General features: G+C 53.3%; 21 protein-coding genes. 14 read left to right on the top strand and 7 right to left on the bottom strand.

Features of this window, described 5'->3' with window-relative positions:
* Positions 1-91: 91 nt before the first annotated feature.
* Positions 92-367 carry a DUF1471 family protease activator YjfN gene (gene yjfN, locus L466_RS00800; RefSeq protein ID WP_025206250.1) on the bottom strand — a complete coding sequence of 92 codons (276 nt, stop codon included), beginning with the start codon at positions 365-367 and terminating at the stop codon, positions 92-94.
* A 148-nt stretch (positions 368-515) separates the two neighbouring features.
* Positions 516-845 (bottom strand): biofilm peroxide resistance protein BsmA, encoded by a 330-nt coding sequence (gene bsmA / locus L466_RS00805; protein WP_025206249.1) that lies wholly within the window; start codon positions 843-845, stop codon positions 516-518.
* A 137-nt stretch (positions 846-982) separates the two neighbouring features.
* On the opposite strand from bsmA, the gene yjfP reads away from it, so the two are divergent.
* Positions 983-1705 (top strand): esterase, encoded by a 723-nt coding sequence (gene yjfP / locus L466_RS00810; RefSeq protein WP_025206248.1) that lies wholly within the window; start codon positions 983-985, stop codon positions 1703-1705.
* Here the strand turns inward: yjfP and ulaR are convergent.
* Positions 1702-2457 carry an HTH-type transcriptional regulator UlaR gene (gene ulaR / locus L466_RS00815; protein ID WP_014168326.1) on the bottom strand — a complete coding sequence of 252 codons (756 nt, stop codon included), beginning with the start codon at positions 2455-2457 and terminating at the stop codon, positions 1702-1704. The two genes, yjfP and ulaR, sit on opposite strands and share 4 nt — an antisense overlap.
* Positions 2458-2568: 111 nt before the next feature.
* Positions 2569-3633 (bottom strand): L-ascorbate 6-phosphate lactonase, encoded by a 1065-nt coding sequence (gene ulaG / locus L466_RS00820; protein ID WP_020882936.1) that lies wholly within the window; start codon positions 3631-3633, stop codon positions 2569-2571.
* A gap of 358 nt (positions 3634-3991) precedes the next feature.
* Between ulaG and ulaA the strand changes: the two genes are divergently transcribed.
* The 6 genes from ulaA to L466_RS00850 are packed head-to-tail and all read left to right on the top strand — an operon-like array spanning position 3992 to position 8400.
* Positions 3992-5392 (top strand): PTS ascorbate transporter subunit IIC, encoded by a 1401-nt coding sequence (gene ulaA, locus L466_RS00825; protein WP_025206247.1) that lies wholly within the window; start codon positions 3992-3994, stop codon positions 5390-5392.
* Positions 5393-5404: 12 nt separating this feature from the next.
* The gene (gene ulaB / locus L466_RS00830) at positions 5405-5710 is read left to right on the top strand and encodes a PTS ascorbate transporter subunit IIB (protein WP_014168329.1); all 306 of its coding nucleotides are present in this window, start codon (positions 5405-5407) and stop codon (positions 5708-5710) included.
* A gap of 9 nt (positions 5711-5719) precedes the next feature.
* On the top strand, positions 5720-6187 hold the full coding sequence (ulaC, locus tag L466_RS00835; protein WP_032681872.1) for a PTS ascorbate transporter subunit IIA: 468 nt from the start codon (positions 5720-5722) through the stop codon (positions 6185-6187).
* A gap of 13 nt (positions 6188-6200) precedes the next feature.
* On the top strand, positions 6201-6851 hold the full coding sequence (ulaD, locus tag L466_RS00840; protein WP_008502901.1) for a 3-keto-L-gulonate-6-phosphate decarboxylase UlaD: 651 nt from the start codon (positions 6201-6203) through the stop codon (positions 6849-6851).
* 9 nt (positions 6852-6860) lie between these two features.
* Positions 6861-7721 (top strand): L-ribulose-5-phosphate 3-epimerase, encoded by an 861-nt coding sequence (locus L466_RS00845; RefSeq protein WP_032681871.1) that lies wholly within the window; start codon positions 6861-6863, stop codon positions 7719-7721.
* Complete coding sequence (locus L466_RS00850; RefSeq protein WP_032681870.1) at positions 7714-8400, top strand: L-ribulose-5-phosphate 4-epimerase; 687 nt, start codon at positions 7714-7716, stop codon at positions 8398-8400. The genes L466_RS00845 and L466_RS00850 overlap by 8 nt, the downstream gene beginning before the upstream one ends.
* A gap of 141 nt (positions 8401-8541) precedes the next feature.
* Here the strand turns inward: L466_RS00850 and yjfY are convergent, their stop codons facing one another.
* Positions 8542-8817 (bottom strand): DUF1471 family protein YjfY, encoded by a 276-nt coding sequence (gene yjfY / locus L466_RS00855; protein WP_025206244.1) that lies wholly within the window; start codon positions 8815-8817, stop codon positions 8542-8544.
* 341 nt (positions 8818-9158) lie between these two features.
* On the opposite strand from yjfY, the gene rpsF reads away from it, so the two are divergent.
* The 5 genes from rpsF to L466_RS00880 all read left to right on the top strand — a co-directional run bounded on the left by rpsF (position 9159) and on the right by L466_RS00880 (position 11678).
* Positions 9159-9554 (top strand): 30S ribosomal protein S6, encoded by a 396-nt coding sequence (gene rpsF / locus L466_RS00860; RefSeq protein ID WP_014068637.1) that lies wholly within the window; start codon positions 9159-9161, stop codon positions 9552-9554.
* 6 nt (positions 9555-9560) lie between these two features.
* Complete coding sequence (gene priB / locus L466_RS00865; RefSeq protein WP_014068638.1) at positions 9561-9875, top strand: primosomal replication protein N; 315 nt, start codon at positions 9561-9563, stop codon at positions 9873-9875.
* A 4-nt stretch (positions 9876-9879) separates the two neighbouring features.
* Positions 9880-10107 carry a 30S ribosomal protein S18 gene (rpsR, locus tag L466_RS00870; RefSeq protein WP_000135199.1) on the top strand — a complete coding sequence of 76 codons (228 nt, stop codon included), beginning with the start codon at positions 9880-9882 and terminating at the stop codon, positions 10105-10107.
* 41 nt (positions 10108-10148) lie between these two features.
* Complete coding sequence (gene rplI / locus L466_RS00875) at positions 10149-10598, top strand: 50S ribosomal protein L9 (RefSeq protein ID WP_014168334.1); 450 nt, start codon at positions 10149-10151, stop codon at positions 10596-10598.
* 150 nt (positions 10599-10748) lie between these two features.
* Positions 10749-11678, top strand: coding sequence for a DMT family transporter (locus L466_RS00880; RefSeq protein ID WP_032681868.1), 930 nt, complete (start codon positions 10749-10751; stop codon positions 11676-11678).
* A 45-nt stretch (positions 11679-11723) separates the two neighbouring features.
* Here the strand turns inward: L466_RS00880 and L466_RS00885 are convergent, their stop codons facing one another.
* On the bottom strand, positions 11724-12368 hold the full coding sequence (locus L466_RS00885) for an OapA family protein (protein ID WP_032679427.1): 645 nt from the start codon (positions 12366-12368) through the stop codon (positions 11724-11726).
* Between the two features lie 233 nt (positions 12369-12601).
* On the opposite strand from L466_RS00885, the gene fklB reads away from it, so the two are divergent.
* On the top strand, positions 12602-13222 hold the full coding sequence (gene fklB / locus L466_RS00890) for an FKBP-type peptidyl-prolyl cis-trans isomerase (protein WP_025205816.1): 621 nt from the start codon (positions 12602-12604) through the stop codon (positions 13220-13222).
* 313 nt (positions 13223-13535) lie between these two features.
* A complete protein-coding gene (cycA, locus tag L466_RS00895; RefSeq protein WP_014168338.1) occupies positions 13536-14945 on the top strand; it encodes a D-serine/D-alanine/glycine transporter in 1410 nt (469 codons plus the stop codon).
* 63 nt (positions 14946-15008) lie between these two features.
* On the opposite strand, the gene ytfE is transcribed toward cycA, so the two are convergent.
* The gene (ytfE, locus tag L466_RS00900; protein ID WP_014168339.1) at positions 15009-15671 is read right to left on the bottom strand and encodes an iron-sulfur cluster repair protein YtfE; all 663 of its coding nucleotides are present in this window, start codon (positions 15669-15671) and stop codon (positions 15009-15011) included.
* Positions 15672-15758 lie beyond the last annotated feature (87 nt).

Raw genomic sequence — 15758 nt, 5'->3', positions numbered from 1 at the left:
TATTTAATTGTTTTTAATTGGTTTGCTAAAAGATAAAAAATTTGCAAAAACGAAAAGCCACTAAAAGTAAGTGGCTTTTATCGGAGGGGGATTACGCGTAGAGAATGGCCTGTACCCGCCAGTGATCGATGTACTGATCTTCCTGCATCTGGATAATGCGATACCATGAAGCACCCTGCTCATCGGCCTTTAATGCAACGACACGTTCAACGTCCTGCGGGCTCCCCGAAATATTATTCACGGAGATCTGGCCAATTTCATTCAGGCCAGTCACACAATCAGCACTGGCAAATTCAGCTGACTGCGCGGTTGTGCTCACAAGACCTGCTGAGAGCAACAGTGTGGTCAAAGCAAGAGTTCGTTTCATCGTCAGCTCCATTTCACATGTCTCCGGTATCCGCCGGGCAATCCTTCGCGAATAAACTCACTTCCATTGTTGCGGGCATGGAGTTTATTGTGGACAGGAAAGTGTCTATGGACGCAAAGCAGTGTAAATGTCGTTCAAATGAAGACGATCATTGACGATACAGAATGGCCTGTGAGTACCACTGTCCCGTAATGATGGTTTCGTCGATCATAATGATGACGTAATAATCTGCTTTGGCGGCGACGGCTTGTGCCTTTATTGCTTCTTCCGCGTCATCCGGGGAGCCGCGAACCAGCGCAGAGACGGTACCCATACGCTGTAATCCTTCCGTCTGATTACGACGGATTTCCTGCGGGTGATCGGCCACCGGGGGAGCGGGTTGTGGCGTTCCCTGCAGCGCGCTACAGCCACTGAGCAGTAACATCAGCAATAAAGCAGCAAACCTGCGCATAACCATATCTCGTTTCCTGATAGCCATAGTGTAGTTGTCTGTGAATTTAGTTTTGGGGGAATGTTCCCGAAGTGTTAGCTGGGGCGTAATTTTCGAATGAAAATAGCGTGAAATCGTAACCCAGTTCTCAACATTATGAATCATTCATCATTACAGGGTCGACAATGATTGAAATTGAAATACGCCATCTGGGTGATCGTGAAATATTACACGCAACACCCGCCGGAAAACGTGAGGAACCACTGCCTGTTATAGTGTTTTATCATGGATTTACCTCATCGAAGCTGGTCTACAGCTATTTTGCGGTGGCACTCGCGCAGGCCGGTTTTCGTGTGGTCATGCCGGATGCACCCGATCACGGAGCACGTTTTACCGGCAACGAACAGGCGCGACTTGGGCAGTTCTGGCACATTTTGCACGGTAGCCTGACCGAGTTTGCCGGGCTGCGCGATGCGCTTTACCAGGCAGGGCTGGTGGCTGATAATCGGCTGGCCGTGGCTGGGGCATCGATGGGCGGGATGGCGGCGCTGGGGATCATGACGCACCATCCAGAAGTGAAGTCAGTGGCTTGTCTGATGGGCTCAGGCTACTTCACCTCACTGGCGAAGACGCTTTTTCCACCTCAGGCACTCACAGAGGTTGAGGCGGCGCTTGCAGAGTGGGAGGTTACCCGGGCGTTACCGCGTCTGGCCGATCGTCCTTTGCTGTTGTGGCATGGTGATGCGGACGATGTGGTCCCACCCGGAGAAACGTTCCGGCTTCAGCAGGCGCTGCAGCACGAGGGGCTGGATGGCAACCTGACCTGCCTGTGGGAAGCGGGCGTTCGCCACCGCATTACGCCAACGGCGCTGGACGCTACGGTGGACTTCTTCCGCCAGCACCTTTAAACGCACAGGACGTTGACACCCTGATCTTTCAGTTTCTGGAGGATCTCAGGGTTGGCACCTTTGCCGGTGATCACCATGTCTATCTGTTCAGCACGGCTGAACAGCATTCCTGCGCGTTCGCCCACTTTACTGCTGTCGACCAGCACAACGAGCTTGCCCACCACGTTAAGCATGTTTTGTTCTGCCATGGCGGTTAACATATCGGTTTTGTAGAGGCCATCCGCGGTCAGGCCTTTGCCACTGGTAAACATCCAGTGTCCGGCATAAAGACTGTTTTCGCTGTCCTGCGGGCTGAGTGTGATGGACTGGCTCTTGTTATACTGGCCGCCCATGATCACCACGCTCTCATGCTCCTGATCGATAAGATAGTTGGCGAGCGGCAAATAGTTCGTGATGATTTGTACCGGCTTTCCGCACATCTCCCGACCTAACAGAAACGCCGTGGAGCCGCAGTTGATCACCACGCTCTCGCCGGGGTTCACCAGCTGCGATGCCGCTCTGGCAATACGGACTTTTTCATCATGATTTTGCGCCTGATGAATGTTCATCGGCGTCCAGCGTGGACGCTGCTGGCTAATCGCTTCCGCACCATTGCGGACTTTTTTCAGCTTACCGCTTTCATCCAGCTTATTAATATCCCGCCGCGCTGTTGCCGGAGAAATCCCTAAACGTTCGATCACTTTCTCAACGGTGACAAACCCTGTTTGCGCCAGGAGTTCCAGTAATATTTGATGCCGTTGCGCTTCCGTCATGAGCTATTCCGATAAGAATTGATTTTAAAAGATGATATTTGAAATAGCGTGAAATTACTAAAAGAAATATGAAACCGCCAGACACTCGGGTCTGGCGATGGGCCTTAATAATCAGAGGAATGACTTGAACGGCAGGTCTGGCTCAAGAGTAAAGCAATCATCAAAGCCACGTGGGTAGTGATACTCGAGATTGTCTTTGTCCAGCGGCCAGGTGAACTTGCCTCCTACCTGCCAGATGAACGGCTTAAAGCCATACTTCAGGCGGTCTTTTTTCATTTCCCACAGTACGCGTATCTCCTGCGGGTCGGCCTGGAAGTTCGACCAGATATCGTGGTGGAAAGGGATCACTACTTTGGTGTTCAGCGCTTCCGCCATGCGCAGCATATCGGCGCTGGTCATTTTGTCTGTAATGCCGCGTGGGTTCTCCCCGTATGAGCCGAGCGCCACATCAATCTGATGCTCATTGCCGTGCTTTGCATAGTAGTTTGAGTAGTGAGAGTCACCGCTGTGGTACAGGGAACCGCCGGGCGTTTTAAACAGGTAGTTCACCGCACGTTCGTCCATACCGTCTGGCAGTACGCCTGCGGCTTTCTGATCGGCCGGAAGGGTAATCAGTGCAGTGCGGTCAAAGGCATCCAGCGCGTGGATCTCAACGTCTTTAATTTTGACCACATCGCCCGGTTTCATGACGATGCAGCGCTCTTTCGGTACGCCCCAGCCGATCCATAAATCCACGCAGGTTTGCGGCCCGATGAACGGTACGTCATCGGCACAGTTTTGCATGACCGCTGCCGCCACGTTGACATCAATATGATCGTTATGATCGTGCGTAGAGAGAACGGCATCGATCTGGCGAATGGCGAACGGATCAAGAACAAACGGTGTGGTACGCAGGTTTGGCTGAAGTTTTTCCACGCCCGCCATGCGTTGCATCTGATGGCCTTTTTTCATCAGCGGGTTACCGTGACTCTGTTTGCCGGTGCCGCACCAGAAATCGACACAAATATTCGCGCCACCTTCTGATTTCAGCCAGATCCCCGTACACCCCAGCCACCACATTGCAAAGGTACCAGGAGCAACCTGTTCCTGCTCAATCTCTTCATTCAGCCAGCTACCCCATTCCGGGAAAGTGCTCAGAATCCATGATTCACGGGTAATGGTGTTAACTTTACTCATCGTTTTGACTCCTGGTTTAATCAAAAGTAATCAACTGGTGATTTGTTGTGATTAATGCTGGCACCATTTCACGCGTATTGCAACGATCAAAATGTGTAATTTTATCTGCATGACGTCACGGACGCTCTTCTCGCTTCTTGTTATCTTTTACCGTATTAATCATTAATTGCATGAATTATATGGAAATAATTCTATGTTGCATGCCGAAGTGAAAATCATTACTAACACCAGGGAAATAATTTGCGTGATGCGTCACAAATAATCAGATTTAATCTTGTGATGATTATTTGTGATTAATAGAGTGTTGTCACCAACCGCACAGGGATTGCCCCTCGTGTTCTCATTTCTGGAGAGAGTTATGGAGATCCTCTACAACGTCTTTACCGTGTTCTTTAATCAGGTAATGACTAATGCCCCGCTGTTGTTGGGCATCGTGACGTGCCTTGGCTATATCCTGCTGCGTAAAAGCGTCAGCGTTATTATTAAAGGCACCATTAAAACCATCATCGGTTTCATGCTGTTGCAGGCGGGTTCAGGCATTTTGACCGGCACCTTCAAGCCGGTAGTGGCCAAAATGTCGGAAGTCTATGGCATCAACGGCGCCATCTCTGACACCTACGCCTCGATGATGGCCACCATCGATCGCATGGGCGATGCCTACAGTTGGGTAGGGTATGCGGTTCTGCTCGCGCTGGCGCTGAACATCATTTACGTTCTGTTGCGCCGCATTACCGGTATTCGCACCATCATGCTGACTGGCCATATCATGTTCCAGCAGGCAGGGCTGATTGCGGTTTCCTTCTTTATCTTTGGCTACCCAATGTGGACGACCATTATCTGCACCGCGGTGCTGGTCTCGCTCTACTGGGGTATCACCTCCAATATGATGTACAAGCCCACGCAGGACGTCACCGACGGTTGCGGCTTCTCCATCGGCCACCAGCAGCAGTTTGCCTCCTGGATTGCCTATAAAGTCGCGCCGTATCTGGGCAAAAAAGAAGAGAGCGTCGAAGATCTTAAACTGCCGGGCTGGCTGAATATTTTCCACGACAATATCGTTTCTACGGCGATTGTGATGACCCTCTTCTTCGGTGCCATTCTGCTCTCCTTTGGCATTGACGTCGTACAGGCGATGGCGGGTAAAACCCACTGGACTGTCTATATCCTGCAGACCGGTTTCTCCTTCGCGGTGGCGATTTTCATTATCACCCAGGGCGTGCGTATGTTCGTTGCCGAGCTGTCCGAAGCCTTCAACGGTATCTCTCAGCGTCTGATTCCAGGTGCGGTACTGGCGATTGACTGCGCGGCTATCTACAGCTTCGCGCCAAACGCGGTGGTCTGGGGCTTTATGTGGGGCACCATCGGCCAGCTGATTGCGGTGGGTATCCTGGTGGGCTGCGGCTCTTCCATTCTGATCATTCCTGGCTTTATCCCGATGTTCTTCTCCAACGCCACCATTGGCGTCTTTGCGAACCACTTTGGTGGCTGGCGCGCGGCGCTCAAGATCTGCCTGGTGATGGGGATGGTGGAAATCTTCGGGTGTGTGTGGGCGGTCAAGCTCACCGGTATGAGCGCCTGGATGGGCATGGCCGACTGGTCAATTCTGGCACCACCGATGATGCAGGGCTTCGCCTCCGTTGGTCTGATCTTTATGGCCGTCATCATCCTCATTGCTCTGGCTTATATGTTCTTCGCTGGTCGCTCTCTGCGGGCTGAAGAAGATGCAGAAAAACAAACAGCAGAAGTTTCTGCTCATTAAGGAGTTTCGATTATGACCGTACGTATCCTGGCTGTGTGTGGCAATGGGCAAGGGAGTTCCATGATCATGAAGATGAAAGTGGACCAGTTTTTAACCCAGTCAAACATCGACCACACGGTGAACAGCTGCGCAGTGGGCGAATACAAAAGTGAACTGAACGGCGCGGACATCATCATCGCCTCTACCCACATCGCCGGTGAGATCACCGTGACAGGCAACAAATATGTGGTAGGCGTGCGCAACATGCTGTCGCCAGCCGACTTTGGGCCAAAGCTGCTGGAAGTGATCAACGCGCATTTCCCACAAGATGTGAAGTAAGGACGCAACATGAAACTACGTGATTCGCTGGCAGAGAATAGCTCCATCCTTTTACAGGCCGACGCCAGCACCTGGCAGGAAGCGGTGAAACTTAGCGTAGATCTGCTGGTAAAAGCAGATGTTGTCGAGCCGCGTTATTACCAGGCCATTCTGGATAGTGTTGCAGAGCACGGCCCTTACTTCGTGATTGCACCAGGGCTGGCGATGCCGCATGGCCGCCCGGAAGAGGGCGTTAAAAAAACCGGCTTTGCGCTGGTTACGCTGAAAACACCACTGGCTTTCAACCACGAAGATAACGACCCGGTCGACATCCTCATCACCATGGCTGCTGTTGATGCCAACACCCACCAGGAGGTGGGCATTATGCAGATCGTGAATCTGTTTGATGATGAGGCCAACTTCGACCGTTTACGCGCCTGCCGCACCGAGCAGGACGTGCTGGATTTAATTGATAACGCCACTGCGGCGGCAGTTTAAGAGGGAATTGAAAATGTCATTACCAATGTTGCAGGTCGCGCTGGATAACCAGACGCTGTCTCACGCTTACGAAACCACCCGCCTGATTGCGGAAGAAGTGGACATCATTGAAGTCGGTACCATTCTATGCGTGGGCGAAGGCGTTCGCGCCGTCCGCGACCTGAAGGCGCTGTATCCGCATAAAATCGTGCTGGCGGATGCCAAGATTGCCGATGCGGGCAAAATTCTTTCCCGTATGTGTTTTGAAGCCAATGCCGACTGGGTCACCGTTATTTGCTGTGCGGATATCAACACGGCTAAAGGTGCGCTGGATGTGGCAAAAGAGTTCAACGGTGATGTGCAGATTGAGCTGACCGGGTTCTGGACCTGGGAGCAGGCGCAGGAGTGGCGTGACGCGGGCATTCAACAGGTGGTTTATCACCGCAGCCGTGATGCGCAGGCCGCTGGGGTAGCGTGGGGGGAAGCGGATATCAGCGCGATTAAGCGTCTGGCCGATATGGGCTTCAAAGTGACCGTGACCGGAGGCCTGGCGCTGGAAGATCTGCCGCTGTTCAAAGGTATCCCAATTCATGTCTTTATCGCAGGCCGTAGCATCCGTGATGCCGCCTCTCCGGTAGAAGCCGCGCGTCAGTTCAAACGCTCAATCGCTCAGCTTTGGGGCTAAGGAGCGGGTATGTTGTCTAAACAAGTCCCGCTCGGCATCTATGAAAAGGCACTCCCTGCGGGGGAGTGCTGGCTGGAGCGGCTGCAACTGGCGAAACAACTCGGCTTCGATTTTGTTGAAATGTCAGTGGATGAGACGGGCGAACGCCTGTCTCGCCTGGACTGGAGCCGCGAACAGCGTCTGGCACTGGTTAGCGCCATTGCTGAAACGGGGGTACGTGTGCCTTCCCTGTGCCTCAGCGCCCATCGTCGTTTTCCGCTTGGCAGTGAAGATGATGCTGTGCGTGCTCAGGGGCTGGAGATCATGCGTAAAGCCATTCGCTTTGCCCAGGATGTCGGCATCCGTGTGATCCAGCTGGCGGGGTATGACGTTTACTATCAGGACGCCAATAATGAAACGCGCCGTCGTTTTCGTGACGGCCTGAAAGAGAGCGTCGACATGGCCAGCCGTGCTCAGGTGACGCTGGCGATGGAGATCATGGATTATCCGTTAATGAACTCCATCAGCAAGGCGCTGGGTTACGCGCACTACCTGAATAATCCGTGGTTCCAGCTCTACCCTGATATCGGCAATCTGTCAGCCTGGGATAACGACGTGCAGATGGAACTGCAGGCGGGTATTGGTCATATCGTGGCGGTTCATGTCAAAGATACCCGGCCTGGTGTATTCAAAAATGTTCCGTTCGGCACCGGGGTGGTGGATTTCGAACGGTGCTTCCAGACGCTCAAACAGACAGGGTATTGCGGGCCTTACCTGATTGAGATGTGGAGTGAAACGTCGGACGACCCGGCAGCCGAAGTGGCGAAGGCGCGGGACTGGGTCCGTGAACGTATGGCGCGGGCTGGGTTGATGGAGGCTGAGCATGCATAAGCTTAAGCAGCAGGTCTTTGAGGCCAATATGGATCTATCTCGCTACGGTCTGGTGACGTTTACCTGGGGTAACGTCAGCGCCATCGACCGTGAGCAGGGGCGGGTCGTGATTAAGCCCAGCGGTGTGCCCTATGAGTCCATGACCGCCGACGACATGGTGGTTGTGGATCTCCATGGCAACGTGGTTGACGGAAAGTGGCGTCCTTCTTCTGATACCGCCACCCATCTGGCACTGTATCAGCGTTATCCCTCCCTGGGCGGCGTTGTGCATACACACTCGACTCATGCCACGGCCTGGGCGCAGGCAGGGCTGCCCATTCCGGCTCTTGGCACCACGCATGCAGACTACTTCTTTGGCGATATTCCCTGCACGCGGGCATTAATGCAGGCCGAAGTGGAAGGGGAGTATGAACTCAACACCGGTCGCGTCATTATCGACACGCTGGCTGAGCGTGAGCCGCTGCATACGCCGGGTATTGTGGTGTATCAGCACGGTCCATTCTCGTGGGGAAAAGACGCTCACGATGCCGTGCATAACGCGGTGGTGATGGAGGAAGTGGCGCGAATGGCGTGGATCGCCCGCGGCATCAATCCGCAGCTTCAGGGCATTGATGATTACCTTATGAATAAACATTTCATGCGTAAACATGGGCCCAACGCCTATTACGGGCAGAAGTGAATAAGTGCTCTGGAATACCGAAAAACAGTTGTAACCGGTGGTATTTCAGAGCCATTAGCAAAAAAAAGCCCCCGGGCAGGGGGCAAGTTAAACTATGGCTATGTTCTCTTTGTTGGCTTTCCTGGTGCTAGCGTTAAAGCGTTATCGGTAGATATCTGCACTGGCGTGCATATTGCCGTTGCTGCCGGGCTCACGCATCAGTATGACGTGATAATATTGTGCACCCTGAGCATCGGTCTCTTGATTGAGTGCCTGATCTGCTTCACTTTCAGTGGCGAAATTATGATTGATGTAGATTACGCCTAAGCTCTGCACATCATCCATGTTTTGGGCCTGCCGGCCGTCTATCTTGATGGCTGCCATCGCGTTTGCACTGAGCAAAAGTGCAGCCATTACGGCAAATGCGATTTTTTTCATGATATGCGCTCCACGACTGCGTGCTGTGAAAGGGGGTGTTGCTCTCCTTTTATAAATAAGGTCTCTGATTAAAGTGTAATCACTTATCCGGCGGGGATGCGTGACCATTTCTGATGCTGTTGTTCAAAAAAACAACGCTTCCTGATGTGATTAATTTTAAATCACCCACTTAGACCAGCTTTACGCTTTGTGCGAATTATTTGTGCAATCAGCTTGAGTTTCCAGGGGCGCGCAAGTATTATGACGCGTCAATTTTTCAGCCGACCTTTAACACGTTCCTTGCCTCCCCGGGCCTCGGCTGACCCAGACAGGAGGCTGAATAATCCGTAAGGAGCAATTCGATGCGTCATTACGAAATCGTTTTTATGGTCCATCCTGACCAGAGCGAACAGGTTCCGGGCATGATCGAGCGCTACTCTGCTGCCATCACTGGTGCAGAAGGTACGATCCACCGTCTGGAAGACTGGGGCCGCCGTCAGCTGGCTTACCCGATCAACAAACTGCACAAAGCACACTACGTTCTGATGAACGTTGAAGCGCCGCAGGAAGTGATCGATGAGCTGGAAACTACCTTCCGCTTCAACGATGCCGTTATCCGCAGCATGGTTATGCGTACCAAAAACGCAGTGACCGAAGCATCTCCGATGGTTAAAGCGAAAGACGAGCGCCGTGAGCGTCGCGATGATTTCGCAAACGAAACCGCAGATGATTCTGATGCTGGGGATTCTGAAGAGTAATTTCTGATGACCAACCGTCTGGTGTTGTCCGGTACCGTGTGCAGGACCCCCCTTCGTAAGGTCAGTCCATCAGGAATTCCGCATTGCCAGTTCGTGCTTGAGCATCGTTCTGTGCAAGAGGAAGCCGGCTTTCACCGGCAGGCGTGGTGCCAAATGCCCGTTATTATTAGCGGACACGAAAACCAGGCCATTACTCACAGTATAACGGTCGGTAGCGCAGTAATCGTTCAGGGGTTCATTTCTTGCCACAAGGCAAAGAACGGCCTGAGCAAAATGGTTCTGCATGCCGAGCAGATTGATTTGATAGATTCTGGAGACTAGCCATATGGCACGTTATTTCCGTCGTCGCAAGTTCTGCCGTTTCACCGCGGAAGGCGTTCAAGAGATCGACTATAAAGATATCGCAACGCTGAAAAACTACATCACCGAAAGCGGTAAGATTGTCCCAAGCCGTATCACCGGTACTCGTGCAAAATACCAGCGTCAGCTGGCTCGCGCTATCAAACGCGCTCGCTACCTGTCCCTGCTGCCGTACACTGATCGTCATCAGTAATCGGGCACGGTCCATTAATACGACTTTAAGAGGATAAGGTAATGCAAGTTATTCTGCTTGATAAAGTAGCAAACCTGGGCAGCCTGGGTGATCAGGTAAACGTTAAAGCGGGCTACGCTCGTAACTTCCTGGTTCCACAGGGTAAAGCTGTTCCAGCTACCAAGAAAAACGTAGAGTTTTTCGAAGCACGTCGCGCTGAACTGGAAGCCAAACTGGCTGACGTTCTGGCGGCTGCTAATGCTCGCGCTGAGTCAATCAACGCACTGGGCACTGTTACCATCGTTTCCAAAGCTGGCGACGAAGGTAAACTGTTCGGTTCCATCGGTACCCGCGATATCGCTGATGCAGTAACTGCAGCTGGCGTTAAAGTGGCTAAGAGCGAAGTTCGTCTGCCGAACGGTGTTCTGCGTACCACTGGTGAGCACGAAGTGGACTTCCAGGTTCACAGCGAAGTGTTCGCTAAACTGGTTGTTAACGTTGTAGCTGAGTAATTTTACTCTGCTCACGTCGAAGCGCCGGCCTTGTGCCGGCGTTTTGCTTTTTTAAGGGACCAGACTCGCGCTTTAGTGCTTGTAGGGTCGCTATTCCTGGCGCATTCTCTGATAATAAAATGAAACGCAATTTTATTTATGAGATTCGACATGGAAACCGCTCTGCCCACGCCCGTATTTGCCCGTCGAAAGGTGGCCTATGCCTGCGCCACGCTCTGCTGTCTGCTTTGGGGTAGCTCTTACCCGGCCATAAAAAGCGGCTATGAACTCTTCCAGATTGCCACCGATGATATTCCCTCAAAGGTCGTGTTCGCCGGTTACCGTTTTCTGTTTGCGGGTGTGCTGCTGCTTCTCTTTGCATTAGCACAGCGCAAGCCCATCGGCAGGTTCACGCCCGGGCAGTTTGGGCAATTGGCCGTCCTGGGGCTGACGCAGACGAGCATTCAGTACACCTTCTTTTATATCGGACTGGCCTACACGACAGGCGTGAACGGCTCGATCATGAACGCCACCGGCACTTTCTTCAGCGTGCTGCTGGCGCACTTCATCTACCACAACGACAAGCTCAGCTATAACAAAACGCTTGGCTGTATTCTGGGCTTTGCCGGAGTGATGCTGGTTAACTTCCACGGCGGGTTAAGCGAATTCAGCTTCGTCTGGAAGGGAGACGGGTTTGTGGTGCTGGCAGCCTTTATCCTTTCTGCCGCCACGCTTTACGGAAAACGCATCTCCCAGACCGTCGACCCGACGGTAATGACCGGCTGGCAACTGGCTATCGGCGGCGCGGCGCTGGTGGCGGGTGGCTATCTCACGGGAGGGATGCTGGAAGTGCATAGCATGACGGCCGTCGCGGTGCTGGGGTATCTGACGTTACTCTCTTCGGTAGCGTTCGCCCTCTGGAGCGCGCTGTTGAAAGTGAACCGCGTAAGTATGATTGCCCCGTTCAACTTTGTGATCCCCGTTGCCGGGACGGTGCTGTCCGCCATTTTCCTCGGTGAAAACATTCTGGACATCAAATATGCGATTGCGCTGGTGCTGGTCTGCTCGGGGATTTGGTGGGTCAATAAGCGGAGTCACTAAGAAGGGCATTGCCGGGGGGCTGGCTCGCCTTACCCGGCCTGAACATTAACGTGCTCTGATAAAACTGCCGTCAGGCTGGCGGGTAAACAGCACCTGCTGGCCATTTCCCGTATCAATCGTGAGCCCGGTGACGACACCGCTGGCATTCTGACGTATCTGCACCAGCTGGCCATTCTGCAAATTACTGAGCGGCTTACCTGCGCCTTCCACCTGCGCCATGGCATACACATCGGTTGGCGGCAGATTGTGGTCGCGGAACAGCTGCGCAAGGGTTTTACCCGGCTCTACGCGATAGGAACGCCACTGCTGCTCAATGCCGGTTGGCTGCTGAGCCTGTGGCTCTGCCGGGGCCGCTGCCTGTTCCTGTGGCTGTTCATCCTGAATGGGTTCCGGTTCAACAGGCGCAACCTGTCCCGGATCGTTCGTCGGGGTGACCAGTTGCGTCTGCACAGGCTGTGTGTCCGGCTGCGGTCGCGTTTGCGACTGAATATCCAGCTGGGCATTGCGGGTCACCGTCGCGGTGTCGGCGTCATCGCCACCGGAAGGAAGCAGGAAACCCACGATCACCATCAGCGCGCCAATGATGATCCCTCTGCGATGCAGAGGCGGCAGCGGGTCCATGATGCGAAAATTGTCCGGCGCCTGCCAGATTTTCGCCAGGGTAGGTTTCAGTTCAAATCGCCCGGGCATGGCTCTCCTCCTGCTCCGCGTCTTTTTTATCCTGTGCTCCGAAGTATAGTTTGCTAACTGCCTGAACGGCGTAGCAAACCCGACATCCGTGACATTCGTTCGGGATTAATCCTGGTTCTCTCTATTGTTTCTGTTTCGTGGCGGTTTGTCACCTTAACTTCAGACAAAGTTTTACCCATAAGGGCATGGCTGATATGCTGCCCGCTACTTTAAATGTGATGGAAGGAAAACCCATGACCACCCCGACTTTTGACACTATCGAAGCGCAGGCAAGTTACGGTATCGGCTTGCAGGTAGGACAGCAGCTGAGCGAATCCGGCCTGGAAGGTCTGTTACCCGAAGCGCTGGTGGCGGGTATCGCTGATGCGCTGGAAGGCAACAACCCGGCGGTTCCGGTTGATGTTGTGCACCGTGCGCTGCGTGAAATCCACGAACGTGCTGACGCCGTGCGTCGCGCGCGTTTCGAAGAGATGGCTGCAGAAGGCGTGAAATATCTGGAAGAGAACCGTGAGCGTGAAGGCGTGAACAGCACCGAGTCTGGCCTGCAGTTCCGCGTGATCAACCAGGGCGACGGTGCAATCCCGGCGCGTACTGACCACGTTCGCGTGCACTACACCGGTAAACTGATCGACGGTACGGTGTTCGACAGCTCTGTAGCACGTGGCGAACCGGCTGAATTCCCGGTTAACGGCGTTATCGCGGGCTGGATCGAAGCGCTGACCCTGATGCCAGTGGGTTCCAAATGGGAACTGACTATCCCGCACAACCTGGCGTACGGCGAGCGTGGCGCTGGTGCGTCCATCCCGCCATTCAGCACCCTGGTGTTTGAAGTCGAGCTGCTGGAAATTCTGTAATCAGCTTTTCTTATTTCCTCTCTCCTTCAGGAGAGAGGAATATAGTGATAAAACCTATAGTTACGACGGAATCAACATTTTATCTTGCAAACGAAACTGTTGCGTGTATTTTTGTGAGCTGTTTCGCGTTGTATGAGTGATATGACACTCACTTTAAACATATTATTAACATAATATCCAAATCATAGTATTCATCCCGCCGATTCTTACCTAATATCGATGAGTCCTTTCATGGGGACCGTTATTTTTTTGACGTATTTAAAGGCCAGAAGAGCCTTAACAACACAGACAGGCATAAACAGGAAAATATCACATGGTAGATCAGGTTAAAGTCGTCGCCGACGAAGAGGCGTCGTCTGAACAGTCGCTACGGCGCAATCTCACAAACCGTCATATTCAGCTCATTGCCATCGGGGGTGCCATCGGTACCGGGCTGTTTATGGGGTCAGGTAAAACCATCAGTCTTGCCGGGCCGTCGATCATTTTCGTTTATATGATCATCGGTTTTATGCTCTTCTTCGTGATGCGTGCAATGGGTGAATTGCTGCTCTCGAACCTCGAATATAAGTCCTTTAGCGATTTCGCTTCCGACCTGCTTGGCCCCTGGGCGGGCTACTTCACCGGCTGGACCTACTGGTTCTGTTGGGTGGTGACCGGCATGGCGGATGTGGTCGCCATCACGGCCTACGCGCAGTTCTGGTTCCCGGGGTTATCGGACTGGGTGGCCTCGCTGGCGGTGATTGTTCTGCTGCTGAGCCTTAACCTCGCCACCGTTAAAATGTTCGGTGAGATGGAGTTCTGGTTTGCGATGATCAAAATCGTGGCGATTATCGCCCTGATTGTTGTCGGCCTGGTGATGGTACTGACGCACTTCCAGTCTCCAACCGGCGTTCAGGCTTCGTTCGCGCATCTGTGGAATGACGGCGGCTGGTTCCCGAAAGGCATCAGTGGCTTCTTTGCCGGTTTCCAGATTGCGGTGTTTGCCTTTGTGGGGATTGAGCTGGTCGGTACCACGGCGGCGGAAACTAAAGATCCGGAGAAATCCCTGCCGCGCGCGATTAACTCCATCCCGATTCGTATCATTATGTTCTACGTGTTCGCGCTGATTATCATCATGTCCGTGACGCCGTGGAGCTCCGTTGTACCGACCAAGAGCCCGTTCGTTGAGCTGTTTGTGCTGGTTGGACTGCCTGCGGCGGCAAGCCTGATTAACTTCGTGGTGCTGACCTCCGCGGCCTCTTCGGCCAACAGTGGGGTGTTCTCTACCAGCCGTATGCTGTTTGGTCTGGCACAGGAAGGGGTTGCGCCACGCGCGTTTGCCAAACTGTCTAAGCGTGCGGTGCCGGCGAAAGGGCTGACCTTCTCCTGTATCTGCCTGCTGGGCGGTGTGGTGATGCTCTATGTGAACCCGAGTGTGATCGGTGCGTTTACCATGATCACCACGGTCTCTGCGATCCTGTTCATGTTCGTCTGGACCATCATCCTGTGTTCTTACCTGGTGTACCGCAAACAGCGTCCACACCTGCATGAAAAATCGATCTACAAAATGCCGCTGGGCAAGTTGATGTGCTGGGTGTGCATGGCGTTCTTCGTCTTCGTGCTGGTTCTGCTGACGCTGGAAGACGATACCCGTCAGGCGTTAATCGTCACGCCGCTGTGGTTCATCGCGCTGGGGCTGGGATGGCTATTTATCGGTAAGAAACGTATGGCAGGCATGCGTTAAAAAAAAGGCCACAGATGCTGTGGCCGAATGATAACCTCAGGAAGGCGCTCTCGGGCGCCTTTTTTATTCACCTGCGAGGGCACGCGGGAACAGGACGTTGTTCTCAAGACTGATGTGCTCCATCAGGTCGTCGATCATCTCGTTAATGCCGTTGTACATCGCTTTCCACGTGGTGCACGCCTCTGGTGGCGGTGTAACGTTATGGGTAGTGTGTTTAATCACTTCCAGCAGTTCGCCTGCATCATCATGTTCGCTTTCCATGACGCTGATGGGCCCCATCGCCTGGCTGCCCATACCCTGTTTGATCATCGGGAAGAGGATTTGCTCCTCTTTCATCATGTGGCTGGAAAGCTCTTCGTGAAGCAGGGTCAGGTATTTCGCCAGACCGCGCGGTACGGAAGGTTTGTCGGCGTGAACGCGCTCCACTTTTGTCGCCTGCAGGATCAGTTCAGGCAGCTGTTCACGGTGACGGTCGTGAAAACGCACGATGATATGGTCGATGATGTCGGCAAGGGCTGCAGTGCGCCAGTCTTTCTCAATAGGCTGCTCAGCCAGTTGCGCCAGCTCCGCTTCAATGAGCCCCACATCCAGCTCTTTACGCGAGGCGGCACGTGCCAGGGTTTGCTTACCGCCACAGCAGTAATCCATATCGTATTTACGAAACAGCGCGGACGCGCGCGGGATGGAGAGCGCCAGCTCGCCAAGGGGTTGGTCGCGGAAGGCCATAGCAGTTACCTCATCATCAATAATATAAAGTGCATTTTAAATGCATCTTTAAGGCGGCGCTATAACCCTTTAGAGGGAAGGGGAAAA

It is taken from the genome of Enterobacter sp. BIDMC 30 (genome assembly GCF_000534355.1).
Taxonomy (GTDB): domain Bacteria; phylum Pseudomonadota; class Gammaproteobacteria; order Enterobacterales; family Enterobacteriaceae; genus Enterobacter; species Enterobacter ludwigii.
Note: the sequence above shows the minus strand (reverse complement) of the source record. Positions and strands in the feature narration are given on the sequence as shown.